Annotated in this window: 21 protein-coding genes; 12 read left to right on the top strand and 9 right to left on the bottom strand. The window is 71.7% G+C overall.

Annotated features, from left to right (window positions below):
- Window positions 1-3: 3 nt before the first annotated feature.
- The 7 genes from AB0B89_RS01840 to AB0B89_RS01870 all read left to right on the top strand — a co-directional run bounded on the left by AB0B89_RS01840 (window position 4) and on the right by AB0B89_RS01870 (window position 9,545).
- Window positions 4-2,748: a LuxR C-terminal-related transcriptional regulator gene (locus AB0B89_RS01840; RefSeq protein ID WP_358546662.1), complete on the top strand. Its 2,745-nt coding sequence runs from the start codon at window positions 4-6 to the stop codon at window positions 2,746-2,748.
- A 201-nt stretch (window positions 2,749-2,949) separates the two neighbouring features.
- Window positions 2,950-3,630, top strand: a complete 681-nt coding sequence (locus AB0B89_RS01845; RefSeq protein ID WP_358546665.1) for a phosphotransferase — start codon at window positions 2,950-2,952, stop codon at window positions 3,628-3,630.
- Between the two features lie 74 nt (window positions 3,631-3,704).
- Window positions 3,705-4,163, top strand: coding sequence for a DUF1707 domain-containing protein (locus AB0B89_RS01850; protein ID WP_358546668.1), 459 nt, complete (start codon window positions 3,705-3,707; stop codon window positions 4,161-4,163).
- Window positions 4,164-4,288: 125 nt separating this feature from the next.
- Window positions 4,289-4,675 carry a YciI family protein gene (locus AB0B89_RS01855; RefSeq protein ID WP_358546671.1) on the top strand — a complete coding sequence of 129 codons (387 nt, stop codon included), beginning with the start codon at window positions 4,289-4,291 and terminating at the stop codon, window positions 4,673-4,675.
- Between the two features lie 220 nt (window positions 4,676-4,895).
- Entirely contained in the window at window positions 4,896-6,674 is a 1,779-nt protein-coding gene (locus AB0B89_RS01860; RefSeq protein WP_358546674.1) for an ABC transporter ATP-binding protein, read from the top strand.
- Entirely contained in the window at window positions 6,671-8,647 is a 1,977-nt protein-coding gene (locus AB0B89_RS01865; RefSeq protein ID WP_358546677.1) for an ABC transporter ATP-binding protein, read from the top strand. Before AB0B89_RS01860 ends, AB0B89_RS01865 begins: the two co-directional genes overlap by 4 nt.
- Window positions 8,648-8,669: 22 nt before the next feature.
- A complete protein-coding gene (locus tag AB0B89_RS01870; protein WP_358546679.1) occupies window positions 8,670-9,545 on the top strand; it encodes an ABC transporter substrate-binding protein in 876 nt (291 codons plus the stop codon).
- Here the strand turns inward: AB0B89_RS01870 and ilvD are convergent.
- Entirely contained in the window at window positions 9,479-11,320 is a 1,842-nt protein-coding gene (gene ilvD / locus AB0B89_RS01875) for a dihydroxy-acid dehydratase (protein WP_358546681.1), read from the bottom strand. The two genes, AB0B89_RS01870 and ilvD, sit on opposite strands and share 67 nt — an antisense overlap.
- A gap of 193 nt (window positions 11,321-11,513) precedes the next feature.
- Entirely contained in the window at window positions 11,514-12,161 is a 648-nt protein-coding gene (locus AB0B89_RS01880; protein WP_358546684.1) for a nuclease-related domain-containing protein, read from the bottom strand.
- Between the two features lie 325 nt (window positions 12,162-12,486).
- On the opposite strand from AB0B89_RS01880, the gene AB0B89_RS01885 reads away from it, so the two are divergent.
- On the top strand, window positions 12,487-13,908 hold the full coding sequence (locus tag AB0B89_RS01885) for an amidase (RefSeq protein WP_358546687.1): 1,422 nt from the start codon (window positions 12,487-12,489) through the stop codon (window positions 13,906-13,908).
- Between the two features lie 8 nt (window positions 13,909-13,916).
- Here the strand turns inward: AB0B89_RS01885 and AB0B89_RS01890 are convergent, their stop codons facing one another.
- The 4 genes from AB0B89_RS01890 to pepN form a co-directional block, all read right to left on the bottom strand.
- Entirely contained in the window at window positions 13,917-14,909 is a 993-nt protein-coding gene (locus AB0B89_RS01890) for a hypothetical protein (RefSeq protein ID WP_358546690.1), read from the bottom strand.
- 12 nt (window positions 14,910-14,921) lie between these two features.
- Entirely contained in the window at window positions 14,922-16,862 is a 1,941-nt protein-coding gene (locus AB0B89_RS01895; protein WP_358546693.1) for a hypothetical protein, read from the bottom strand.
- A 13-nt stretch (window positions 16,863-16,875) separates the two neighbouring features.
- Window positions 16,876-17,427 (bottom strand): LemA family protein, encoded by a 552-nt coding sequence (locus AB0B89_RS01900; RefSeq protein WP_358546696.1) that lies wholly within the window; start codon window positions 17,425-17,427, stop codon window positions 16,876-16,878.
- Window positions 17,428-17,696: 269 nt separating this feature from the next.
- The gene (gene pepN, locus AB0B89_RS01905) at window positions 17,697-20,264 is read right to left on the bottom strand and encodes an aminopeptidase N (protein ID WP_358546699.1); all 2,568 of its coding nucleotides are present in this window, start codon (window positions 20,262-20,264) and stop codon (window positions 17,697-17,699) included.
- Between the two features lie 253 nt (window positions 20,265-20,517).
- Between pepN and AB0B89_RS01910 the strand changes: the two genes are divergently transcribed.
- From AB0B89_RS01910 to AB0B89_RS01920, 3 genes are all read left to right on the top strand, one after another.
- Window positions 20,518-21,165 carry a disulfide bond formation protein DsbA gene (locus AB0B89_RS01910; RefSeq protein WP_358546702.1) on the top strand — a complete coding sequence of 216 codons (648 nt, stop codon included), beginning with the start codon at window positions 20,518-20,520 and terminating at the stop codon, window positions 21,163-21,165.
- A 230-nt stretch (window positions 21,166-21,395) separates the two neighbouring features.
- Complete coding sequence (locus tag AB0B89_RS01915) at window positions 21,396-22,802, top strand: aldehyde dehydrogenase family protein (RefSeq protein WP_358546705.1); 1,407 nt, start codon at window positions 21,396-21,398, stop codon at window positions 22,800-22,802.
- A 21-nt stretch (window positions 22,803-22,823) separates the two neighbouring features.
- On the top strand, window positions 22,824-23,324 hold the full coding sequence (locus AB0B89_RS01920) for a hypothetical protein (RefSeq protein WP_358546707.1): 501 nt from the start codon (window positions 22,824-22,826) through the stop codon (window positions 23,322-23,324).
- Window positions 23,325-23,417: 93 nt separating this feature from the next.
- Here the strand turns inward: AB0B89_RS01920 and def are convergent, their stop codons facing one another.
- Window positions 23,418-23,906 (bottom strand): peptide deformylase, encoded by a 489-nt coding sequence (def, locus tag AB0B89_RS01925; RefSeq protein WP_358546710.1) that lies wholly within the window; start codon window positions 23,904-23,906, stop codon window positions 23,418-23,420.
- A gap of 143 nt (window positions 23,907-24,049) precedes the next feature.
- Between def and AB0B89_RS01930 the strand changes: the two genes are divergently transcribed.
- Window positions 24,050-24,520, top strand: coding sequence for a ribose-5-phosphate isomerase (locus tag AB0B89_RS01930; RefSeq protein ID WP_358546713.1), 471 nt, complete (start codon window positions 24,050-24,052; stop codon window positions 24,518-24,520).
- Window positions 24,521-24,555: 35 nt separating this feature from the next.
- Here AB0B89_RS01930 and AB0B89_RS01935 read toward each other — a convergent pair whose 3' ends face one another.
- The gene (locus AB0B89_RS01935; protein ID WP_358546716.1) at window positions 24,556-24,762 is read right to left on the bottom strand and encodes a hypothetical protein; all 207 of its coding nucleotides are present in this window, start codon (window positions 24,760-24,762) and stop codon (window positions 24,556-24,558) included.
- A 20-nt stretch (window positions 24,763-24,782) separates the two neighbouring features.
- Entirely contained in the window at window positions 24,783-26,036 is a 1,254-nt protein-coding gene (locus AB0B89_RS01940) for a GNAT family N-acetyltransferase (RefSeq protein ID WP_358546719.1), read from the bottom strand.
- Between the last annotated feature and the right edge of the window lie 80 nt (window positions 26,037-26,116).

The following is a 26,116-nucleotide window of genomic DNA, read 5'->3' on the forward strand; positions in this document are numbered from 1 at the left end:
GCCATGACCTCCTTGCGGGACCTGCTGACCGAGGTGGTGGCGGGCAAGGGGAGGATCGCGATGGTGACGGGGGCGATCGCGACCGGCAAGAGCGAGCTGCTGTACTCCTTCACCGAGCGGGCGTTCGACCACGGCGCCCTGCCCCTCGCCGCGACGGGCTCCCGCGCCGAGAGCGGGCTCCCGCTCGGGGTGCTGTCCCAGCTCGTCCACGGGGCGCCGCTGACCGAAGAGCAGCGCGCGGCGACCCTGAGCCTGCTGCACGAGGGAGCGCGCTCGCAGCTGTCCAACGACCCGCGGGCCGAGTCCATCGAGCACGTGGACGTGCAGATCGTCGACGCGCTCTGCACGGTGCTGCTGGAGCTGTCCGAGCGCTGTCCCCTGGTGATCGCCGTGGACGACGTTCACTACGCCGACCGCGCGTCGCAGCTGTGCCTCGCCTACCTCGCGCGGCGGGTGAAGTTCGCGGACGTCATGCTCGTGTTCAGCGCGCCGGACCCGAGCCCGCACCTCCAGTCGCTCTTCCACACCGAGGTGCTGCGGCAGCCGCACTGCCGTCCGGTCCGTCTCACCCACCTGAGCCTCGCGGGTGTGGAGGAGAGGGTGGCCGACAGGGCGGGCGCCGAGGCGGCGAGGCGGTTCGCGGCCGAGTGCCACGCGTTGAGCGGCGGAAACCGGCTGCTGGTGGACGCGCTCCTGGACGATCTCCAGGCCACCGGCTCCCCCGGCCAGAGGTACGGCGAGGCCATCGTGGCCTATCTGCGCCGCGCCGACCGGCGCGTGTCGCTCGTCGCCAGGGGGCTCGCGGTCCTGGGCGACCCCTCCTCGGTGGGCCCGTTGCTCGGCGAGAGCAAGGTGGCCGTCTCCACCTCGATCCAGGCGCTGGACGACGCCGGCGTGCTGGAGGAGAGCCACTTCCGTCACGAGACCGCCCGGTCCGCCGTCCTGGCCGAGCTGGAAGCCTCCGAGCGCATCGGCCTTCACCGCCGGGCCGCGGAGCTGACGTACGAAGAGGGGGCTCCCCCCGCCGTGGTGGCCGAGCATCTGCTGCACGCGAGCCACGCCGCGGACGCCTGGGCCCTGTCGGTCCTTGAGGAGGCGGCGCGGCAGGCGCTGCGCGACGACGGCGTGGAGTCGGCGATCGAGTACCTCAAGCTCGCCTGGCGGGCCTGCGGCGACGAGCGGCGGCGCGCGAGGATCGCCACCGCGCTGGTACGGGCGGAGTGGCGGATCAACCCCAGCGCGCCCGCGGGGCACCTCGCGGAGCTGACCGACGCCCTGCACAAGGGCTACCTCGGCGGCGGGGACGCGGTGGTGCTCGCCAAGGCCCTGCTGTGGCACGGCCACACCGACGACGCCAAGGACGTCCTCGCCCACCTGAAGGAGCGGGAAAGGCTGGACCAGGAGAGCGCGGCGGAGCTGGCCGCGGCGCGCCCGTGGTTCAGGACCCTGTACCCGTCGTTCCTGACGCATCTGCCGGAGGTCGGCAGGGAGCAGACGATCGCCGCGGCCTCGTCCCTCAGGGTCGGCCGCCGCATGGAGGCGGCGGGCGCGCTGGCGAGCGTGATGTCCGAGGGCCCGCGCGAGGACACCGTGGCGACGGCCGAGCTCATCCTGCGCGGTTCCCGCCTGGACGAGATGACCCTGGACACGGTGGAGACCGCGCTGCTGGCGCTGACCTACGCCGACCTGCCCGGCAGGGCAGCGCCCTGGTGCGACGCGTTCATCGACGAGGCGGCGTCCCGCCACGCGCCGAGCCGCCAGGCCCGGCTGTCCGCCATCCGGGCGGAGATCGGCCTGCGCAGGGGCGACCTGGCGGGCGCGGCACAGGACGCCCAGAGGGCTCTGGAGATCATCCCGGCCGCCGGCTGGGGGGCGACCGTCGGCGGGCCGCTGGGCAGCCTGCTGCTCGCCGGGGCCGCCATGGGCAAGCTGGACGAGTACCTCCAGCACTTCAACCAGCCGGTGCCCGAGTCGATGCTGGAGACCAGGTACGGCCTGCAGTACCTGCACGCGAAGGGCCGGTTCAACCTCCTGGCTGACCAGCCCAGCCAGGCGCTGCGGGACTTCCGGCTCTGCGGCGAGCTCATGGGCAGGTGGAAGCTGGACGTGCCGGGGTTCATCGCCTGGCGCACGGACGCCGCCGAGGCCCTGATCCGCCTCGGGGAGCCCGGCGAGGCGCTCGACCTGATCAACGACCAGCTCGCACGGTGCGACGCGCGGTCCAAGCGGGCGCACGGCATGGCGATGCGCCTGCTGGCCTCGGTGAGCGAGGTGCGGCACCGCGCCGCGCTGCTCCGCAGGTCCGCCGACCTCCTCCAGTCCGGCGGTGACCGGTACCAGCTGGCCCGTACGCTCTTCGACCTCACCGAGGCCTACCAGGCGAGCGGGGAGCACCGGCAGGCGGAGATGTTCGGACGGCGCACCCGGGTGCTCGCCCAGGAGTGCCGTGCCGAGCCCCTCATCCGGGCCCTGTCGCGCGACGACGAGGACGAACGGTCCGCCACCGGCTCCACGGGAGTGACGGCGATCATGAGCGACGCCGAGCGGCGCGTGGCGGCGCTGGCGGCGGAGGGATACACCAACCGGGAGATTTCGCGGAAGCTGTTCATCACGATGAGCACCGTGGAACAGCACCTCACACGGATCTATCGCAAGCTCAATGTCACCCGCAGAACCGAGCTTCCGGCGCGGCTCGCGGACACCCACCCGGCTCAGGCGCCCGAAGCGACGAACCACGCATTCAACTGATTCTTCGGGCAGTCACGTGAAATGCGACAGTTAATACCGTATTGACTATGGTTTATGCGGTTTGTTGCGAGATTGGCGGAAATTTGGATGGATGGAGGCTGGGCATGCGGTGGCACCTGATCCCCGTAACTTGTTGCCATCGGGGCGGCGGTCAGATACCTGGTATTACCTACCTTTCCATCCTAATCTGACGATATGCAGGTGGGATCGCTCATCGCGTCCGGACGCGACTGTCACATCTTCGAGGCCGGACCAGGCAAGGTGGTCCGGCGTGCCCGCGACGGTCGCAACCTGGAGCGGGAGGCGTCGGTCATGCGCCACGCCCGGAGGCACGGATTCCCCGCGCCCGAGGTCTTCGACGCCGAGGGCCCCGACATCCTCATGGAGCGGGTCGAGGGGGCGAACCTGATGCGAGACGGGCTGGCGAACCCGTGCCGCATGGAGGACCACGGCCGGCTCCTGGCCGGCCTCCTTCGCCGGCTCGCGGCCGTACGAGCGCCGGGCTGGCTCCCGGCGGCGGGGGGATGCCCGGGGAACAGCCTGCTCCACCTGGACCTCCACCCGCTCAACGTGCTCGTCACCGACGACGGCCCGAAGGTCATCGACTGGGCGAACGCCGGCAGGGGCGCGCCCGGCGCCGACGTGGCCTGCACGTGGCTCGCCATGGCGACCGCGCCGGTGACCGGTCCGGCGGAGCAGGCCGGGCGCGACCAGATGCTCGCGGCGTTCCTCGAAAGCACCGACCGCGAGGCCGCCCGGCCGTACCTGGGCGTGCTGGCCGAGCGTCGTCTCGCCGACCGCAACACCCAGCCAGACGAGAAGGCCGGCATCGACCGCCTCGTCGCGCAGGAGACCGACGAACGGCGCGAGCCGGTGTCGTGAACCGAGTACGTCGACCTGGGCCCGCGTCGGCGAGGCGCGGGTCGTGACCCCCTGGAACCGGGAGAAGGCAGAGGATGGACGAGCGGCGCGACGTGCGGGTTTCGGACAGTGATCGCGAGGCCGCCGCCGAGCGGCTCGGCACGGCGGTGACCGAGGGCCGCCTCAACCTGCAGGAGTACGACGACCGGCTGGGGCGTGCCTACCAGTCGGTGACCTACGGCGACCTCGCCGACCTGTTCGCCGACCTGCCGGCCTCGGCGCCCGGCGTGGCGCCCGCGGCGCCCCAGGCTCCTCATCCGGCGCCACAGGCCGTGCCCGGCGCGTCCGCGGCCGAGGCCACCGTGCCGCGTTGGCTCAGGGTGCTCTGGACGATCTGGTTCATCAAGGTGATGATCAACCTGACGGTCTGGGTCCTGGTCAGCGTGTCCGACGGCACCTTGGTGTACTTCTGGCCCATGTGGGTCATCGGCCCTCCGGCCGCCGCGCTGCTCGGCCTGACGGGCATCGTCACGCTCGTCCGCCGGAGCCGGTGAATCCGAGGCAAAGAATTTCTCCCGGCCTGTCGATCCGGCGCTCCCCCGGTCGACGCACAGGTAGAAAGCAGGTTGAACGGGTCAGAAGGCACCATGCCGGACCCCGGCCGACAGGGAGAACGACGATGCGATTCATGCTGCTCCTCAAGACCGAAGAGAACCCGCCGCTGGGCGCGCCCCCCAAGGAACTCATGGACGCCATCGCCGCGTACGGCGAGGAGTCGGCCAAGGCGGGAACGCTGCTCGACACCGGGGGCCTCGCCCCGAGCGCGATGGGCACGCGGGTCCGGCTGACCGGAGGGAAGCTGACCGTGACCGACGGCCCCTTCACCGAGTCCAAGGAACTGATCGCCAGCTACGCGATGGTGGAGGTGGCCTCGAAGCAGGAGGCGGTCGAGGCGGCGACGCGCTTCATGGAGATCCACCGGGACAACTGGCCCGGCTGGGAGGGCGAGTCCGAGATCCGCCAGGTCTTCGGCCCCGAAGACTTCGACCCCTCCTCCTTCGCCTAGCGGCCGGGCGTCCGATCTCGCGGGGGCCCTCGACGGCGGCTCCGCCGCCGGGTCGGCAGCGGCGCGCCACCAAAGCCATCACCAGAGCCGTCACCAAGCCACAAGGGGGTGAGCACTCTAGGCCTTCTCCGCACTAGCCGGGACATCAGGGGTGGTTCACGGCCATGAATGTAGGCTAGCCTTACCTAAGTTCTTGGCCGGATGTTCCGAAGGAGTGCGGATGGGTGCGTCGGGGCGAGAAGTTCTGCGACGTGCCATCCGAGGCCAGCGGCGGGATGTCACGCTCGGTTCCGTTCTCGGAGCCGGGCACCAGGCCGGTGAGGCGCTGGTCCCCGTCCTGATCGGCGTCGTGATCGACCAGGCCGTCTCCGAGGGCGACGCGGGGGCGCTGCTGCGCTGGCTCGCGGTCCTCGCCGTCGTCTACGTGGGGCTGTCGTTCAGCTTCCGTTTCGGCGCCCGAGCCGGGGAACGGGCCGCCGAGCGGGCCGCCCATGTGCTGCGCGTCGAGCTCGTACGGCGCGTCCTGGACCCCGGCGGCGGAGCGGAGAACGGCAGGCTGCCCGGCACCCTGGCCACCATCGCCACCGAGGACGCCAAGCGTGTCGGCGTCGTCAACATGGCGCTGATGACCGGGATATCGGCGCTGGTGGGAGTCCTCGTCGGCGCCGTGGTGCTGTTGCGGACCTCGGTGCCGCTCGGCCTGATGGTCCTGCTCGGGACTCCCGTGCTGCTCCTGCTCGGGCACCTGCTCAGCAAGCCCCTGGAGCGTCGCAGCGAGGCCGAGCAGGAGCGCGCCGCCCACGCCTCCGGTGTCGCCACCGACCTGGTCGCCGGGCTGCGCGTGCTCAAGGGCATCGGCGCGGAGCCGGCGGCCGTGGCCCGCTACCGGCGGACCAGCCGCGACTCGCTGGTGGCCACGCTGCGAGCCGCCCGGGCGGAGGCGTGGCAGAGCGGCATGGTGCTCGCCCTGACCGGGGGCTTCATCGCCGTCGTCGCGCTGGTAGGCGGGCGGCTCGCCGCCCAGGGCGACATCAGCCTCGGCCAGCTCGTCTCGGCGGTCGGCCTCGCGCTGTTCCTGCTGGGCCCGCTGGAGGTGTTCTCCTGGGTCAACGCCGACCTCGCCCAGGGCCGGGCGTCGGCGGGGCGCATCGCCGAGGTCCTGGCCGCGCCGCCTGCCGTGCCCTCCGGCGGCGCGCGGCCGGCCCGGCCCGTACGGGGTGCGGTACGGCTGCGCGGGGTCAGCCACGGGGGGCTGCGCCAGGTGGACATGGACGTCGCGCCCGGCGAGGTGCTCGGCGTGGCCGCGACCGATCCGGCGGACGCGACGGCGCTGCTGCGCTGCCTCAGCCGTCAGGCCGATCCCGACGAAGGAGTGGTCGAGCTGGACGGCGTGCCGCTGCGCGACCTGGACCCGGCCGACATCCGCATGGCGATCCTGGTCGCCGAGCACGACGCGGACCTGTTCGAAGGCACCCTCCACGACAACGTCACCGCCACGACCCCGGACGACGCCGCCCCCGATGCGGCCGGCACTGCCGAGACCGCCCACCCGACGGCGGCGGGCGCGGACCATATCCCCCGCACCATGGCGGCTGCCGGTGCGGACGAGATCGCCCGTGCCATGGCGGCGGCCGGTGTGGACGAGATCGTCCGCGCGCTGCCGCGCGGTGGCGACACGGCGGTGAGTGAACGCGGGCGCTCGCTCTCCGGCGGGCAGCGGCAGCGTGTGGCCCTCGCCCGCGCCCTGGCCGCCGACCGGCCCGTGCTGGTGGTCCATGACCCGACCACCGCGGTCGACGCGGTCACCGAGGCGCGCATCGCGACCGGCATCCGCGAGTTCCGCCGGGGCCGCACGACGATCCTCGTCACCACCAGCCCCGCGCTGCTCGCGGTGGCCGACCGTGTGGTCCTGCTGCACGACGGCCGGGCCACCGACACGGCCCCGCACGCCGACCTGGTCCGACGCCACGCCGCCTACCGGACGGCGGTGCTGGCATGAGCACCGCACAGGACCTCCCGGACGGCGGTACCGGCGTGAGCACCGCGCAGGATCGCCGGACACCGGTTCCGCCCGCGCCCGGCACCCCGGAGGAGGGGGTGCGGGTGCTGCTGCCCACGGCCGGTGCGGGCCGCACCTGGGCCGCCGTACGGGACCTGGTGCGACCGCACCGGGGCCTGGCGCTCGGCGGGTTCGCGGTGATGGTCGCCGCGACCGCCGTCGGCCTGCTCACGCAGCCGCTGCTGGGACACATCGTCGACCTCGTCGCGGACCGGCGCCCGGCCGAGACCCTCACCCTGCCCGCGACGCTGCTGGTGCTCGTCGCGGTGGCGCAGGGAGTCAGCACCACGCTCGGGCTCTCGCTGATATCCCGGCTCGGGGAGACCGTGCTCGCCCGGCTGCGCGAGCGGTTCATCGAACGCGCCCTGAAGCTGCCCCTGGAGCAGGTGGAGAGAGCCGGCTCGGGCGACCTCACCTCCCGGGTGACCGGGGATGTCTCGCAGGTGGCCGAGGCGGTGCGGACGGCCCTTCCCGAGCTGGCCCGCTCAGTGCTGGCCATCGTGCTCACGCTCGGCGCGCTGGCCGTGCTCGACTGGCGCTTCCTGCTCGCGGCCCTGCTGGCGGTGCCGATCCAGGCGCACACCGCGCGCTGGTACGTGCGCAACGCCGTGCCGCTGTACGCCAGGCAGCGCGTCGCCAGTGGCGCCCAGCAGCAGCAACTGCTGGACAGCATCGGCGGCGCCTCCACCGTGCGCGCGTTCCGGCTGGAAGCCGACCACACCGAGCGGGTGACCCGGCGGTCCTGGTCGGCGGTCGAGCTGACGATGCGCGGGGTGCGGCTGGTGCTGCGGTTCTACAGCCGCCTGCACCTGGCGGAGTACACCGGTCTGGCGGCGGTGCTGATCGTCGGATTCCTGCTGGTTCGCAGCGGGTCCACGTCCATCGGCACCGCGACCGCCGCGGCACTGTACTTCCACAGCCTGTTCACGCCGATCAACTCCGCGCTCGTCCTGCTGGACGACGCCCAGTCGGCCGCCGCGGGCCTCGCCCGCCTGGTCGGCGTCGCCGAAGCCCCCTCGACGGAGCGGCCAGAGCACCCTGAGAGCCCAGAGCAGGCGGAGCACCCTGAGAGCCCGGAGCGGGCGCTTGAGGCGAGGGCGGATGAGCCGGACGACCGGTCACCGGCTACCGCCGCCCTGGCGGATCGGGGTGAGCCGCTCGTGACGGTGAGCGGGGTCGGGCACGCGTACGAAACCGGGCGGCCCGTGCTGCGCGAGGTGGACCTCGTGCTCGGTCCCGGTGAGCGCGTCGCGCTGGTCGGCGCCAGCGGGGCGGGCAAGACCACGCTCGCCAAGCTCATCGCCGGCATCCACCACCCCACCACCGGTTCCGTACGGCTGGCCGTCCCCGAGCGGGAGGGGAGGGGCCCGGCGGTCGCGCTGGTCACCCAGGAGGTGCATGTCTTCGCCGGGCCGCTCGCCGACGACCTGCGGCTCGCCCGGCCGGACGCCACCGACGAGGACCTGCGCGGGGCACTGACCCGTGTGGACGCCCTGACCTGGGTGGAAGCGCTGCCGGACGGCCTACTGACGGTCGTCGGCGAAGGCGGCCACCGCCTCACCGCCACGCAGACGCAGCAACTCGCCCTCGCGCGCCTGATCCTCGCCGACCCGCCGATCGCCGTGCTCGACGAGGCCACGGCCGAGGCGGGCAGCACCGGGGCGCGCACCCTGGAGCGGGCCACCCTGCGGGCGATCGAGGGCCGTACCGCCCTGGTCGTGGCCCACCGCCTCACCCAGGCCGCGACCGCCGACCGCGTCGTCGTCATGGACGGCGGCCGGATCGTGGAGAGCGGCGGCCACGACGAACTGCGCACGGCGGGAGGAACCTACGCCGCCCTCTGGGAGGCCTGGTCCGACACCCGCTCCAGTGCTCCGCGACGACCCCCCACGCACAACGCACCGACCATCTGACGAGAAGACGAAGGACCCCCTGATGCCCCGCTCCATGAGAGGCACCCGGCTCGCCGCGGTACTCGCCTCCGTCCTGCTGCTCTGCGGCGCCGTCGCCGCCTGCGGTTCCGGCTCCGATTCCGCCACCGGCACGAGCACCGCCGGCCCCGGCGCCGCCGCGCCGGACAGCGGCGCCTTCCCCGTGACCATCGAGCACAAGTACGGCAGCGTCACCATCCCCGCCGAGCCCAAGCGGATCGTCACGGTCGGCCTCACCGACCAGGACTCCGTGCTCGCCCTCGGCGCGGTGCCCGTCGGCACCACCGAGTGGCTCGGCGGCTACAAGGGCGCCATCGGCCCCTGGGCCACCGCCAAGCTGGGCGCCGGCGCCGTGCCGGCCGTGCTCAAGGACACCGGCACGGGCCCGCAGGTGGAGAAGATCGCGTCCCTCGCCCCCGACCTGATCCTCTCCCTGTACTCGGGGCTGACGAAGGACCAGTACGAGACCCTGTCGAAGATCGCCCCGGTGGTGGCCCAGCCCAAGGAGTACCCCGACTACGGCGTCCCGTGGCAGCGGCAGACCGAGATCATCGGCAGGGCGCTCGGCAAGGAGGCCGAGGCGAAGAAGCTGGTCGAGGACGTCGAGGCCAAGTTCACGGCCACGAAGGCCGAGCACCCGGAGTTCGCCGGCGCCACCGCCGTGATGGCCACCCCGTACGAGGGCATCTTCGTGTACGGACCGGAGGACAACCGCTCGCGCATCCTGAGCTCGCTGGGCTTCACGCTGCCGGCCGGCCTGGACCAGGCCATCGGCGACGAGTTCGGCGCGTGCGGAGCCGTACCACCTGGTGATCAGCGGGAGAGCTGGGACAGGTCGCGAGAGGCGCCGGTGGAGGCGGAGGTCGTCAGCGCGGCGTAGGCCTGCAGGGCGGCGCTGACCTGCCGGTCGCGGTCACGGGGACGATAGCGGCCGAGGTCGGCCAGCAGTCGCTCGCGGCGGGCGGCGAGGTCGGCCTCGGAGACCTTGAGCTCGATGCCGCGACCGGGGATGTCGATCTCGATCAGGTCGCCGTCCTCGACCAGGGCGATGACGCCGCCCTCGGCCGCCTCGGGGGAGGCGTGCCCGATCGAGAGGCCCGAGGTGCCGCCGGAGAACCGGCCGTCGGTGACCAGAGCGCACGCCTTGCCGAGACCCTTGCCCTTGAGGAAGCTCGTGGGGTAGAGCATCTCCTGCATGCCCGGACCGCCCTTGGGGCCCTCGTAGCGGATGACCACGACGTCGCCGGCCGAGACCCTGTTGCCGAGGATGCCCTCGACCGCGTCCTCCTGCGACTCGAACACCACGGCCGGGCCGCTGAACCTCCACACCGACTCGTCGACGCCCGCCGTCTTGACGATGCAACCCTCGGGCGCGATGTTGCCGTAGAGCACGGCCAGGCCGCCGTCACGGGTGTAGGCGTGCGCGATGTCACGGACGCAGCCCTCGGCGCGGTCGAGGTCGAGCGACTCCCACTGCGCGTTCTGGGAGTAGGCCTTGACCGTACGGACGTTGCCGGGCGCGGCGTGCCAGAGCTCCAGCGCCTCCTCGGTCACGCCGGGAGACTTGGGGTCCCACGCGTTGACGAACTCGGTGAGCGAGGCCGCGTGGACGCTGTGGGTGTCGCGGTTGAGCAGCCCCGCCCGGTCGAGCTCGCCGAGGATCGCGGGGATGCCGCCCGCCCGGTGGACGTCCTCCACGTGGTACTTCGACGTGGCGGGCGCCACCTTGCACAGGCACGGCACGCGCAGGGAGACCTCGTTGATCTCCTTGAGCCCGAAGTCGACACCGGCCTCACGGGCCGCCGCCAGCAGGTGGAGGATGGTGTTCGTCGAGCCGCCCATGGCCACGTCGAGCGCCATGGCGTTCTCGAAGGCGTCGCGGGTGGCGATGCTGCGCGGCAGCACCGACTCGTCGTCGTGCTCGTAGTAGCGCTTGGTGATCTCGACGATCTTGCGCCCGGCCTTCTCGAACAGCGCCTTACGGGCACTGTGGGTGGCCAGCGTGGTGCCGTTGCCAGGAAGCCCGAGGCCGATCGCCTCGGCGAGGCAGTTCATCGAGTTGGCGGTGAACATGCCGCTGCAGGAGCCGCACGTCGGGCAGGCCGCCTCCTCCATTTCGAGCAGCTCGGCGTCGGAGACGCTCTCGTCGGCCGCCGCGACCATGGGGTCGATCAGGTCGAGCTTGCGGCCCGACGTGGTCTTGCCGGCCTCCATGGGACCGCCGGAGACGAAGAGGGTGGGGATGTTGAGCCGGAACGCGGCCAGCAGCATGCCGGGCGTGATCTTGTCGCAGTTGGAGACACAGATCAACGCGTCGGCGCAGTGGGCGTTGACCATGTACTCGACCGCGTCGGCGATCAGCTCGCGGGAGGGCAGCGAGTAGAGCATGCCGCCGTGGCCCATGGCGATGCCGTCGTCGACGGCGATGGTGTTGAACTCGCGCGGGATGCCCCCCGCCTCGCGGACGCCGCCCGCCACCACCTCGGCCACCTCGCGAAGGTGGACGTGACCGGGGACGAACTGGGTGAAGCTGTTGGCCACCGCGATGATCGGCTTGCCGAAGTCCTCGCCGGCTACCCCCGTGGCGCGGAGGAGGGCGCGAGCCCCGACCATGTTCCTGCCATGAGTGACCGTACGAGACCTGAGGGCCGGCATGACCGTTCTCCCATCCGACGACGCTGAGTCTTCAAATGGTACGGCCACCGCCCGTCTGGCGAGACCAGCGGTCCACAGGCTGGACAGGCCGGCGGACGGGAACCGGAGCGCGCCGGCGGGACGTACAAGATCCTTCGGGATTCCCGGGGGCAGTGGTGGACGGTGACGGGAACCCCGAAGGACCCTCTGGTGGTCAGCTCTCGGGGTAGCGGGCCGGGAGGACCTGCTCAGCGGCGGCGTAGATCTCCTCGACCTCGTCGCTGGTCAAGGAGCGTTCCCGGTTGGTGATCCACTTGCTCACGCGGCTGCCGTCGAAGACGTCGACCTCGCGGATGTTGAGGATCTTCCACGGGATCGCCGGGCCGTAGATCGCGAGGGACGGCACCACGCTGACCTCACGGCCGAGCTCCCTGGTGATCAGCTCGCTCGCCTGGGACGCCTCCCAGCGCGCCTCGTCGAGGCGCGGCTTCTGGTTGAACGGCCCGTGGAACAGCTTGCGGTGCGACTGAACGCGCACCGGGAGCCGCTTGTCCCATTTCTCGGAGTCGACGGCGTACACCCCCGTCGGGCCGACGACCAGGTGGTCGATCTGGGCGTCGCTATCGGGGATGGCGCGCGCGTGCAGCGTGAGGTAGCCGTTTCTTTCTAGCTTCCTCAGCTGGGCTTCGGTGCGCCGCTCGGCGGCCGAGGCGCGGCGCCAGGGCGCGACCGTTGAGGCCGTACGCGCACGGTAGACGGTGTCGGCGATCGCGGCGATGATCGCCGCGACCAGGCCGAGCCGCCAGCTCCACATCGGGATGCCGACGACCAGACCCGCACCGGCGGCGATCAGGGCACGCACCCGCAGATGCTGATATCTGGGCTGCTGAAGCAGTCCGAGCAGCGACGCGCGCTGAATCGGCGCGTATGTCGCCTCAGGAGCTGGGGGCCGAGATTTCGGCTCCGAGGGACGCTCACTCACCCATATGGGTGACGTATTGTGACCGTCATCAGGTTCTAGACCGGAATCCACGTAACTCACGGTAGTTGACGCCCAAGGGCATGCCTAGTGTTGGCTAGTTCACATTTTTGTGGCCGTCTCTTCCCGCATTGTAAGGCGAAAAGCCGGGTATCTAACTCTTTTCTCTCTAGATAACCGTTGCTCAAAGGCCCTACTGTGCGGAAGCGTGGCGCACATACACGATCTTACAGCCCTGGAGCAGGCGGCGGCCGTGCGATCCCTGGAGCTGTCTCCGGTGGAGATCACCAAGCACTATCTGGAGCGCGTCGAGCGGATCGATCCCGAGGTCGGAGCGTTCGTCACGCTGACCGCCGACCGGGCGCTCGACGAGGCGCGCAGGGCCGAGGCCCTCGCCCTGGAGGGCGGAGCCGATCTTCCCCCGCTGCTCGGAGTGCCCATCCCGATCAAGGACCTGAACCTCGTCAAGGACGTTCCCATCCACTTCGGCTCCTCCACCTACGAGGGCTTCGTCGCGCCCGTCGACGACAGCGTGGTCGAGCGGCTGCGGGACGCCGGCACGATCATGATCGGCAAGACCGCGACCCCCGAGTTCGGCCTTCCCTGCTACACCGAGACCTACGTGTCGCCCCCCTCCCGCACGCCCTGGGACCTCACCCGGTCGGCGGGAGGTTCGAGCGGGGGAGCGGCGGCCGCGGTCGCGGCCGGCCTGGCCCCCGCCGCGCACGGCAGCGACGGTGCGGGCTCCATCCGCATCCCCGCCTCCGTCTGCGGCCTGTACGGCATCAAGCCGACCCGGGGGCGCATCTCCTTCGCGCCGATCGTCCCCGACCTTGCGGGGCTGTCGACCAACGGGCCCATCGCGCGCACGGTGGCGGACGCCGCCGCGCTCCTTGAGGTCATGGCCCACAACCAGCCCGGCGACCTGTACGTCGCGCCGCCGTCGCCGGTCGGCTTCACCGAGGCGGTCACGCGCGAGCCGGGCCGCCTCAGGATCGGCAGGAACGCCACGCCCGTGGTGCCGGGCTCGGAGGTGCATCCGGACGTCCTTGAGGCCTACGAGAAGGCCTCGGCGCTGCTGGAGTCGCTCGGTCACGAGGTAGTCGACATGCCGCCGCCGTTCGACCCCTCCATCGTGAGCGAGTTCGAGAAGCTGTGGTTCTGCTTCTCCTGCATGCACCCGGTGGACCCCTCGCTGGAGCCGAAGCTGCGCCCCCTGACCAGGTGGCTGCGTGCGCGGGGCTTCGCGACCACGGCTCCGGAGTTCCTCCAGGCCCAGGCGACGCTGCAGACGGCGACGCGATTCGGCTTCCTGGTGATGAACGAGTACGACGCGGTCCTCAGCCCCACCGTGACCCTGCCGCCGGTGCCCGTCGGCTGGTTCGAGGACGTCGAGGACCCCGAGGAGACCTTCCACCGCATGGAGCGGTTCGCGCCGTTCGCCGCGATCTACAACGTCAGCGGCCAGCCCGCCGTCAACCTTCCCCTGCACTGGACCGATGAGGGCCTGCCGATCGGCGTGATGCTCGCCGGGCGGTTCGGCGACGAGGCCACGCTCATCTCGGTCTCGGCCCAGGTCGAGGCGGCGGTCGGCGGGTTCTGGGGCGATCGGCGGCCCGCCGTCTGGTGACCGGCGGTTTACGACGCGACGCCGCGCGCCACCGGGCCCTCGATCAGCTTGACCAGCCGGGCGGCGACGTCCGCCAGCAGCGTCGAGGGCTCGATCGTCGCGCCCGCGACCGCCGAGAACAGACTGGGCAGACCCGGCAGGGGGAAACCGTCGTCGCGCGTGGCATGGTGACCGATGCCGTTCTTGTCGAGGTGCGCCCGGCTCCGGGCCCAGGCCTCGAGCACCTCCTCCGGCGAGGGCACGCCGAAACCGTGACCCACCGGCGCGGCGTGACGCAGCCGTACCAGCGGGGTGTCGGCGAACGCGAGCGCGACCTTGCACCGCAGGGCGAGGCTCTCGCGGGCCTCGGCGGCGATCCAGTCCATGGCCGTGCACGGCCTGCGGCACTTGGCGACGCACGTCGCCATCGCCCCGGCGAGCTGGCTGTGCTGGCGGTCGAAGTAGGCCCGCCAGCCCTCGGGCGGCTCGTGGGCGACCCGCAGCGTTCGCTCGGCCGCCGACCTCTCGCTCTTGGTGTGGTCGCACTCGCGGTCGCCGATCACGCCGAACCGGCTGCCCTCGGCGCGCAATCCCTCGGGCCAGCGCGCCGGGTCGCCGGCGTGCCCGAGCACCGGCTCGAAGGCCAGCAGCGGAAGATACTCGCCCGCGATGTGCAGGGCCGCCATCACCGAGCTGAGCTCGCGCCGCTCCCAGCGGACCTGGATGACCTCCAGCAGCAGCCCGTAGGCGGGCCTGAGGGAGGCGAGGGCGCCTCGCGGCTGCTCGCGGGGCGTCTGGGGCATGTGGCAGTCACGCGCGCGGCGTCTCAGGGCGCTGGGGACGGTCTTCGCGTCGACCTCGGCGGCGAAGTCCTCGGCGTCGAGCGTGAGCAGCCGCTGGCCGAACTCGCAGAGCGCCGGGATCAGCACGGCCTCCGGCACGACCTTGGGAGCCAGGGCTCCAAGATCGCCGAAGGCGTACCGCCGGGCGAGCTCGGTGAGAAGATCGAGGGGCGATTTCACCTGGTAACCCTCTCACGCGACCGGTGATCCGCCTTCCATGCGTGCCGCCGCGGTGAGGGCCAGGTCGACGAGCGCGTCCTCGGGCGGCGGGCCGGCGGGGGAGTGCACGTGGATCGCGAACGTGCCCTCGCTCGTCCGCGCCGAGACCACCCCCGGGTACAGCATGGCGCCGGTGCCCACCCCGGAGAGCTGGCGCCCCTCCACACGGGTCAGCAGGTGCCCGAGGACCATCAGGTAGCCGCCCCGCGCGCCGGACGCCGCGTGCACGTCCACGGTCACCGGGGTCCCGCCGGTCGTCTCGTAGCGGCACGACCGCACGGCCAGCCAGGGGGGCGTGGGCAGCGTCTCCCGGTACGGCCCGGCGGGGCCGACCGTGATGCCGAGCGCCCGTCGCAGGTCGCCGGGCGTGACCAGAGCGGCCGTACGGCCGTCCGCGCCCCCGCCGCCGGAGGCCGCACCCGCCGGGCCGCCGTGGTCGGTGCCCTCGCCGGACACCGCGAGCGCGCCGCCGCCCGCCCCCGCGGCCGGAGCCAGGGGGGAGCGGCGGAGGACCGGCACCTCGCCGAGGTTCTCGGGGACGTTGAGGAGCAACTCGCCGGTGTCGTCGTAGGAGGACGCGTCGCGGTGCCGCGAGCGGTCGAGGATCTCGATCTCGTGGATCCAGCCGAGCCTCCGCCCGACGCGCGCCCTGACCCGGTCGCCCTCGGCCAGCGGGCTCCACTTGGCCTCCTCGATGCCGAAGGCCTTGACGTCACGCAGGTGACCGTCGTCCAGCGCCACCCAGTAGGCGTACTTGGGCTGGTCGTTGCCGCTGGTGCCGACCTGGATCGCCCGCAGCCGTACGATCTGACCCTCCACCTCCGTCTTGGTGGTCAGGTCGGCGATGGCGGAGGCGATCGGCACCGCGGCCGCGACGGCGGCGCCCAGGTAGGCCACGGGCATGACCAGCGGCTCCGGCCAGCCGAGAACGGCGTGGGCGATGATGCCGAGCAACCAGAGCCAGAACCCGCTCGCGAGCCCGGCGACCAGGCCGCGCCCGATCGTGGGCCAGGGTGGACGGCCCCACATGATGCGCCGTGGATAGCGGACGTTGACGACGTGCCACATGCCGCCGTAGTCGGACCAGGCCCGTTTGTCGTCGGCGGGGACGCTGATCGGCAGGCTGGTCACCGCCCGTCTCGCCAGGCCGAGAGCGGCGGCGTAGGCGAGGTGCCGCCCCCAGATGGTGACGGCCGCGGCGGGCTGCTCGGCGAACCCCTGGTTGGCGGCCAGGTGGGCGCGCACCCCCATCCAGTAGCCCGCGACCCTGGCCCCCTCTGCCGTGCCGCGCTCGCCGTTCAGCCTTCCCAGCAGCGAGGTCAGCAGCGCGAAGCCGACGATGGCCGCCCCGAACCCCCCGTCCTTGTGGCCGGTGTCCGCCGTCGCGGCCACCGCGACGCCGAGGGCGAGGGCCGGCACCGCCGCGGCGACCGTGAGCAGCGCCGCCTGGGACCTGCTCCAGCGGGGCCGCGACAGGCCCTTCTCGCGCGCCTCCACGATCACTTTCCTGCGGAAGCTCTTCCACCAGCGGCCGAGGTTCCTCGCGCCCTCGGCCAGGGCGCCGGTGGCCACGACCCCGTCGGTGGCGAGGGACCGCACATGGTCGTGGACCAGCTTCTCGTACGCCGTGAGCGCCGTGCGGGGCTCGCGGAGCCGCACGAGGGACAGCTCGGGGCCGATCTCCTCGATCTGGACCGCGCCCTTCGCGGCCAGGTCGAGCAGGGTCGCCGAGGCGGCCTCGTCGCACAGACGCCAGTTGCCGGTGATCAGGTCGACCAGCGCGGGCGACTCGTCGCGTAGCTCGCTGGTGGGCGGCCCCGGCTCGATGTCGGGGCTGCGCGTGGAGAAGGCCAGCGTCGTCAGCAGGAGCAGCCAGAGGCCGAGGGCGGCCACCACGACGAGTACGTAGATCATCGCAGGGGCGGGGTTAGAAGCGGACCTGGACCGGGCCGCGCTCCTCGCCCGGCGCCTGGAAGTACTCGCGCTGCTGGAATCCGGTCATGCCGGCCACGATGTTGGCGGGGACCGTCTGGATGCCGTTGTTGTAGGCGAGCACGGCGTCGTTGTAGTACTGCCGGGAGTAGGCGATGCGGTTCTCGCTGCTCGCGAGCTCCTCCTGCAGCGCGGCGAAGTTCTGGTTGGCCTTCAGGTCGGGGTAGGCCTCCGAGAGGGCGAACAGGTTCTTCAGGGCGCCCGAGAGCATGTTCTCCGCGGCGGCCTGGTCGTGCGGGCCCTGGGCCGACACCGCCTGCCGCCGGGCGGCGACCACCGCTTCGAGGGTCTGGCGCTCGTGGGAGGCGTACCCCTTCACGGTCTCGACGAGGTTCGGGATCAGATCGTGGCGGCGCTTGAGCTGCACGTCGATCTGCGCCCAGGCGTTGTCCACCGCCCCGCGCCTGCGGATCAGCCCGTTGTAGGTCGTGACGACGACGAAGATGAGGACGAGGGCGAGGATGCCGACGACGACGAGGGTGATCAAGGGGGGCCTCCCTGACGTACGGTGACAGCGCGCACAGTAGACCTGCCGTGGCCTGCTGTAAACGGATGCTGCCGGGTTCTGGCCCAATAGCACCGCGTGCTGGTTGCAACGCGCTTACAACGCCGTTGAAGCCGACCGGCCCGCCTGACGTCCAACCGGACTTGGACATCGGGCGGGCCGGGCCTCAAGGAGGGTGTTCCTCGGGCGGGCAGGCCGGGCCCGGGCCCGTGGGGCACGGGCCGGCCTGCGGGGTGTGGCGGAAGCGGACCTCAGGCGGCCGAGGCGTCCTTGGCCCTGGCGCGCAGGGCCCGGCTGATGCTGTCGGCGCCCTCCAGCAGGAGGCGGCGCAGCGCGTGCGGAGGCTCGGAGGAGGAGATGTAGTCCTGCGTCCTCGCCACGGTGCTCGTGTCGATCAGCAGCGCGGGGTAGCACCCGGTCGCGAAGCGCTGGGCGCTGTCGGAGGTCCAGCTCTTGTAGATGCGGCCGACCTCCTCGAAGAAGCGCTCGCCGTACGGCTGGAGCAGCTCGACGTGGTTCGGGTCCATGAACCCGACGACGGTCGAGCGCAGGACCGCGCCGCTCAGCGTGCCCCCGGTGATCGAGGCCCACGCCTGGGCCTTGCTCTCGGCGGTGGGGATCGCCGCCTGGCACAGGGCCGCCGACCGCTCGCCGGTGGCCGTCGGGTCGCGCCGCAGCTCGGCCGCGATGTCGTCGGCGGAGAACACCCCGCCCGACACCAGCGCGTGGATCAGCGTCCAGCGCAGGTCGGCGTCCACGGTCAGGCCCTCGGGAACGGAGGCGCCGTCGAGGATGCCCTGGACGAACGCCAGGTCGCCGGGGGAGGTGGCGCCCGCGGTGAAGGCGTTGACGTAGGCCAGCTGGTGGTCGGAGCCGGGCTCCGCGGAGGCGATCAGGCCGCGCAGGGCCGCCGACAGCTCGGCGAGGCCGGTGTCGCGCCAGGCCGGGTCGGCGTACTGCTGCGCGGAGTGGCGCGCCTGGCGGATCACCGTCTGCAGCACCGTCATGTCGGTGACGGAGTGGATCCCGGCGGTGACCAGCCGGACGTAGTCGCGCGTCGCCATCTCGGCGTCGCGCGTCATGTCCCACGCGGCCGACCAGCACAGGGCGCGCGGCAGCGACTCGGTGAAGCCGGCGATGCCGCCCTCGACCAGGGTGCGCAGGGAGCGCTCGTCGAGGCGGATCTTGGCGTAGGTCAGGTCGTCGTCGTTGATCAGGACCAGGTCGGGCTGGACCTCGCCGACCAGCTCCTGGACCGGGGTGCGGGCGCCGACGACGTCGAGCTCGACGCGCTTCACACGGACCAGGGCGCCCTCGACCCGGGAGTAGAGGCCGATGGCGACGCGGTGGGACCGCAGGGTCGGGTAGTCGGCCGGGGCCTCCTGCAGGACCTCGAAGTTGAGGAACCGGCCCTGCGGGTCGACGCTGAACGACGGGCGCAGCGTGTTGACCCACGCGGTCTCCAGCCACTCCTTCGACCACGACGACAGGTCGCGGCCGGAGGTGCGCTCAAGGGCCGTCAGCAGGTCCTTCAGCTCGGTGTTGCCCCAGGCGTGCTCACCGAAGTAGTCGCGGACGCCGGCCAGGAAGTTGTCGAGCCCGACGTACGCCACGAGCTGCTTGAGGACGGCGGCGCCCTTGGCGTAGGTGATGCCGTCGAAGTTGACCTCGACGGCCTGCATGTCGGGGATGTCGGCGGCGATCGGGTGGGTGGAGGGCAGCTGGTCCTGCCGGTAGGCCCAGGACTTCTCCACGTTGGCGAACGTGGTCCACGCCGTCTGGCCCCAGCGGGTGGCCTCGGACTGGCACAGGACCGACATGTACGTCGCGAACGACTCGTTCAGCCACAGGTCGTCCCACCAGCGCATGGTGACCAGGTCGCCGAACCACATGTGCGCCATCTCGTGCAGGATCGTCTCGGCGCGGCGCTCCACCACGGCGTCGGTGACGCGCGAGCGGAAGATGTAGTCCTCCAGCAGGGTCACCGCTCCGGCGTTCTCCATCGCGCCCGCGTTGAACTCCGGCACGAACAGCTGGTCGTACTTGCCGAACGGGTAGCGGACGCCGAAGACCCGGTGGAAGAAGTCGAAGCCCTGCTTGGTGACCTCGATGACGTTGTCGGCGTCGAGGTGCTCGGCCAGGGAGGCACGGCAGAAGACGCCGAGGGGGATGCCGTCGTGCTCGTCGCGCACCACGGCGTACGGCCCGGCGACCAGGGCCGTGATGTACGTCGACATGACCGGGGTGGGGGGGAAGTGCCAGCGCTTGGCCGTCTGGAGCGTGCCGTGGCGCCCGTGGTGCTCCTCCAGCTCCTCGACGGAGTCGGGAGCGGCGTTGGAGACGACCTCCCAGTCGGACGGCACGAGCGTCGTCAGCTCGAAGGAGGCCTTGAGGTCGGGCTGGTCGAAACAGGCGTACATGCGGTGGGCGTCGGCCGTCTCGAACTGCGAGTGCAGGTAGATCTTCTGGTCGACGGGGTCGACGAACCGGTGCAGGCCCTCGCCGCTGCGCATGTAGGTGCAGTCGGCGTCGATCTGGAGCTCGTTGCTCGCCCACAGGCCCGAAAGGGGCAGACGGCCCTTCTCCGGGTCGTAGGCGGTCACGTCGATCTCCGCGCCGTTCAGGACGGCCTTGCGGACCCTCGCCTCGGCCAGGTCGATGAACGTGCTCGCCCCGGGCTCACTGCAGGAGAAGCGGACCGTAGTGATGCTCTCGAACCGCTCGTCGCCTTCGGTGAGGTCCAGCTCGACCGCGTAGGAGTCCACCTTCAGCAGTCGGGCCCGCTCCCGGGCTTCGTCACGGGTCAGGTTGCCTGCCACATCCGCTCCTCATCACGACTCTCCCCCGCCCCTTCGCGAGAGGGATGCATGAATCCTGCCACGTCGGGCGCCCTGATGCGGCACCGGAACAGGGGGAGCGGCGGCCCGCGAGACGGATGAGGGGGGACCCCAGGAGGGGACGATCTATTCCTTGATTCCTACCGGAATACAAAGGAATAGAAATCGCCGCGACGCCGGTTGTGGCTGCCGTGGCATTGGAACCACTTCGAAACCACGATCAGGGAAGCTGGCCATGACTGAACGAACCCCGGTGGACTTCTGGTTCGACCCGTTCTGCCCATGGGCGTGGATGACCTCGCGCTGGCTGCTGGAGGTGCGGGGCGTACGGCCCGTCGAACCGCGCTGGCACATCATGAGCCTCGCCGTGCTCAACGAGGACAAGGACATCCCGGACTCTTACCGCGAGATCCTCAAGAACGCGATGGGGCCGGTGCGCGTGCTCCAGGCGGCCGCCGACAAGTACGGCACCGACGTCCTCGGCCCCCTCTACACCGAGCTGGGCCTTCGCATCCACATCCAGGGCCGTCTCAGGCCGAGCGAGCCCGGCGAGGAGTTCGACACGGCGCTCGCTATCCGCGAGGTGCTCGCGGAGGGCCTCGAGGCCGCCGGGCTCGACCCCCAGCTGGTGGACGCCGTCGACTCCACCGAGTTCGACGAGGCCGTGCGCCGGTCGCACAACAAGGGCATCGAGCTGGTCGGCCAGGAGGTCGGCACTCCGGTCATCGCCGTCGACGGCGTGGCCTTCTTCGGCCCGGTGATCTCCCCCGCCCCCAAGGGCGAGGACGCCGGCAAGCTCTGGGACGGCGTGCTCCTGGTCGCGGGCACCGACGGCTTCTTCGAGCTGAAGCGCTCGCGCACCCGCGAACCCGTCTTCGACTGATCGGCCGAGCCGCGATCCGGCCGTCTTCCAGAGGGTTGCGACCTTGTGGACACCCATGGTCAACTCAAGCCGTACTTCTAGCTTGACCGTACCGTCGGTGGGGAAGGCGACAGGATGTTGGCGACCGCGCGGCACCCCATCCGCTGGACGCGCACCCGCCGGGCGGTGGACGGACACCGCCCGGCGGCGCGAACCGCCGCCGGGCACCGCGCGCGCAGGGATTGAGGGGTATGCGTCACCTATACGTGCAAGGAGCCTGGGTGCCCTCGTCGTCGGGTGAGGGCATCGACGTGGTCAATCCCGCGACGGAGGAGGTCGTCGACCGGGTGCCCGCCGGCTCGGTGGAGGACGTCGGCAGGGCCGTCTCCGCGGCGCGCGAGGCGTTCCCCGAGTGGTCTCGCACGTCGCCCGCCGAGCGCGCCAAGATCCTCCGGTCGGCCGCCGACCTGCTGAGGGCCCGCGCAGAGGAGGTCGCGCGGATCATCGCCGTCGACATGGGCGCGCCGTACCCCCTGGCCCTGAAGGTGCAGACGCTGATGCCCGCCGGGGTGCTCGCCGACTTCGCGCGGCTGGCCGAGGAGCACGGCGGGTCGGAAAGGCGCGTCGGAAACTCCCTGATCCTGCGGGAGCCGGTCGGCGTCGTGGGCGCCGTCACCCCGTGGAACTACCCGCTGCACCAGGTCGTGTGCAAGGTCGCCCCCGCGCTCGCCGCCGGCTGCACGGTTGTGCTCAAGCCGAGCGAGGTCGCCCCGCTCGCGGCCTACGCGCTGGCCGAGATCCTGCACGAGGCGGGCCTGCCGGCCGGCGTGTTCAACATGGTCAGCGGGCACGGGCCCGTCGTCGGCGAGGCGATCGCCGCCCACCCTGACGTCGACATGGTGTCCTTCACCGGGTCGACCCGGGCCGGCCGGCGGGTCTCGGAGCTCGCCGCCCGCACGGTGAAGCGCGTCGCGCTGGAGCTCGGCGGCAAGTCCGCCAACGTCATCCTCCCGGACGCCGACCTGGGCGCGGCCGTGAAGTCCGGCGTGGCCAACGCCTTCGTCAACTCCGGCCAGACGTGCTCGGCCTGGACCCGCATGCTCGTCCACCGTGACCAGTACGACGACGCCGTCAGGCAGGCGGTGGCCGCAGCGTCCGCCTACACCGTCGGCGACCCCTTCGACGCGGCCACGCGCCTCGGCCCCCTGGTCTCGGCCGCCCAGCGCGACCGGGTGGTCCACTACATCAACCGCGGCCAGGAGGAGGGCGCGCGCCTGGTGGCGGGCGGCGCCGACCGGCCGCTCGAACGCGGCTACTACGTCGAGCCCACCGTCTTCGCCGGGGTCGCCCCCGGCATGGTGATCGAGCAGGAGGAGATCTTCGGTCCCGTCCTGTCGATCATCCACTACACCTCGGTCGACGAGGCCGTGGAGATCGCCAACGGCACGCCGTACGGTCTGGCGGGCGCGGTGTGGGCGGCCACCGAGGAGGGCGCGGTGGCCGTGGCGCGCAGGCTGCGCACCGGCCAGGTCGCGATCAACGGCGGCCGGTTCAACCCCTCGGCCCCGTTCGGCGGCTACAAGCAGTCCGGGAACGGGCGCGAGCTCGGAGAGTTCGGGCTGGAGGAGTATCTCGAGGTCAAGTCCCTGCAGATGTGATCCGAAGGGCGGGTGCCCCCCATGAAGCCGTCTGGTACGCCGGTTCGCCGGGTCAGCGCGTTCGACATCGCGCTGGCGCTCGGCGGGCTGCTTCTCATCCTGCTCGCCGTGCAGAACGCCGGGCCCGCCCTCGCGGCCCTCACCGGCGACGGGGTCCGGGGCACCTTCACCGCGCAGCGGCTCGACTGCATCGAGCATCCCGGTCACGAGCAGTGCAACTGGGTCGGCACGTTCCGGTCAGGCGACGGCAGGGCCGTCCGTGAGGGCATCGCGTTCTACGGGAGCGAGCGGGGCACGTTCACGCCGGGGGCGACGTCCCCGTCGTTCGACACCGGCAGGCTCGGCCACGTGTACGGCCCCGGCGGGTCCAACGAGTGGGTCGTCGTCGCCGCCCTGCTGCTCGTCGGCCTCGGCCTCGCGCTGCGGCCCCTGCTGCGGTCGCGCCGCCGGGGGCCGGTGAGGCCGCAGGCCCCGCCGCGCCCCGCGGGCGGCCTCGAACCGACCGCCGGAGGCGTGAGCTAGACGCCAGAGGGGCTGAAACCCCTGCTGGTCGCCCGAACGCGGTCTGGCGAGGGTTATTCACGCACAACGGGCCGATCGCGGTGTGAGGCGGGCTCAGGGAGCCTGCAGCAGGATCTTCCGTGCGGCGTCCTTCGCCAGGCGGTCGACGTAGAGGACGCCGTCGAGGTGGTCGTACTCGTGCTGGAAGCAGCGGGCCAGCAGCCCCCGTGCCTTCACCTTCACCGGGCGCCCGAGCCGGTCGAACCCGCGCACGGTGACGCCCGCCGCCCGGGGCGTCCTGGCGTACAGCGGCTTGCCGGTGTCGCGGCCGGGAACCGACAGGCAGCCCTCCTCGTCGAGGACCTCCTCGGCGTCGTCCACGATCAGCTCGGGGTTGACGACGTGGCCCTTGCGCCCGCTGGCGTCGTACACGAAGAGCTTCTTGGACACCCCGATCTGGGGAGCCGCCAGCCCGACACCGTCGGCCGCGTACATCGCGTCCATCATCTCGTCGATCAGGCGGCGCAGATCCCGGTCGAATTCCGTGACCGGCTCGGTGGGGGTGCGCAGGACCGGGTCACCGATCACGCGGATCTCACGCATGAAGCTCTCCTGTAAGGGGTCATCTGGCTAGCCGCCCATTACTGTAACGGAATACGCGCCGGTGACACCGCCGACTCCGAAGATCAACGGCGTGCGGCGAGGCCCGATGGACCAGTGGTGCGCGCGGCTGCGACAATGAGCCCGTGCGCGTCTACATCGCCGCCGATCACGCCGGCTACGAACTCAAGAACCACCTGGTCTCCTGGCTCAAGGACCACGGCCACGAGGCCGTCGACGACGGAGCCTTCGTCTACGACGCCGAGGACGACTACCCCACCTTCGTCCTCCGCGCCGCCGAGGCCGTCTCCAACGACCCGGGCAGCTTCGGCGTCGTGATCGGCGGCTCGGGGAACGGCGAGCAGATCGCCGCCAACAAGGTGCGCGGCATCCGCGCGGCCCTGGCCTGGAGCGAGGAGACCGCCTCGCTCGCGCGCATGCACAACGACGCCAACGTCATCAGCCTCGGCGCGCGCATGCACTCCTTGGAGGAGGCCACACGCCTCGTCGAGGTCTTCCTCGGCACCGAGTTCTCGGGCGACGAGAGGCACAGGCGCCGCATCGCCCAGATCTTCGCGTACGAGACCACCGGCGCGCTCCCGCCCCTGCCGGTTTGAGCCAAGGTGTGCCGGCGAAGGCCCTGGTGTAGGGCCTAGCCGTTCCTTCGGCGGGGGTCCGCCTTGCGCTGGGGTTCGGGCTTTCGCTGGGGCTCGGGCCTGCGTGCGGGATCCGCCTTGCGGGGGGCCTCGTCACGCAGGGGCCGCCTGTCGGCGGCGTCCTGGTGGTCGGGAGCCGGGCGCGAGACGTCTCGCGCCCGCATCGCCGTGATCGCCGTGATCTGCAAGCTCTGCAGTGCCATGCCCGGATCCTAGTATCCGATCAGAAGATGAGACCGCCCCACGGCTTGGTCTCCCACGACATCGCCGCCGAAAGGGCCCGTACCGCGCCCGGACGGGTCTCGCGGATGACGCCGGCCGCCTCGTAGGCCCCGAGTGTCCGCCCGCCGAGGTAGGCCGCGCCCAGCACGCTGACCGGGAGTTCGACGTCCGGCGGGTCGTTCGTACGGGCGCAGGTCGCCCCGGTGGCGTCGGCCGACAGCCGCCATCGTCCCGCGTTCCAGGGGCACACGGTGTCCGCGACGTCGAGGACCACGTCCACGGGAGCGGAGTAGGCCCGGTCGGGCAGCGCCCTGCCGGCGTCCACCACGCGCACCCACATCTCGTCGACAAAGGCCGCGTTCAGCATGCGGGGCTCGGCGAGCAGGTGCATGATCGGATCGTCGGCCGGACGGTTGGACGCGTACACCCGGGAGCACAGGTCGCGGTCGAGCACGTGCCTCCACAGCAGGGCGTAGGCCGCGGGGTCGAGGCCGAACAGGTCTCTCAGCCGAACCTCGCCGTCGGCCACGTCGTGGTCGGTGTAGTCGGCCTTGAGCCGGAAGAGGGCGTATCCCCTTGGTCCCGCGTCGTCCTCCGCGATCACGCAGCGCAGCGTGGTGGCTCCGTAGCGGCTGCTCTCGTCGTCGTCCAGCATCGCGTCCCACCGCTCCGGGGAACGGGCGTACAGGCCGGGGCGCGTGGTCACGACGCTGTCGAACACCTTCTCGATGTCGGCCCGCGCCGCGGCGGGCCGTACGACGCGCAACCTGAGCGAGGGGTCGGCCGGCGCGTACGGCACGAACTCGGAACCCCGCTTGGGGATGCGGAGGACCAGGTTGTCGGAGGCCCTGCCGTAGCCGTACCGGCCGTAGATCGCGCCCTCGGAGGCGTACAGCACCGCGACCGCCTCGCCGCTCTCGTGGAGATCGGCCAGCTGGCGCCGCATCAGCGAGGACAGGACGCCCCGGCGGCGGTGGGAGGCCAGCACCGCGACGCCCGTCACGCCGCACACCGGCCGCCGGCCGCCCGGGACGGTCATGGTGAAGCTCAGCCCCATGGTGCTGCCGACGAGCAGGTCGCCGTCGTAGGCGCCGAGAGACCTGTCCCACTCGACGAGGGCCCTGAACTGCCCGGCGCGGGGCTCCGTGGCGTCCATCGCGAACGCCTCCTCGTCGATCACGATCCATTGGTCCCACTCTGAGTTCTTGATCGGGCGGATGACCGGGTTGAGCTGCGGGCTTGGTTCCGTGTTCACCCGATTAACGTTATGGCCGGGCAAACCGGATCGGCCACCTAATATCCCCGTTTAATGATCAAGGTCTTGGTCAAGTCGGC

The sequence above is a fragment of the Sphaerisporangium sp. NPDC049002 genome, assembly GCF_040649355.1.
GTDB lineage: Bacteria > Actinomycetota > Actinomycetes > Streptosporangiales > Streptosporangiaceae > Sphaerisporangium.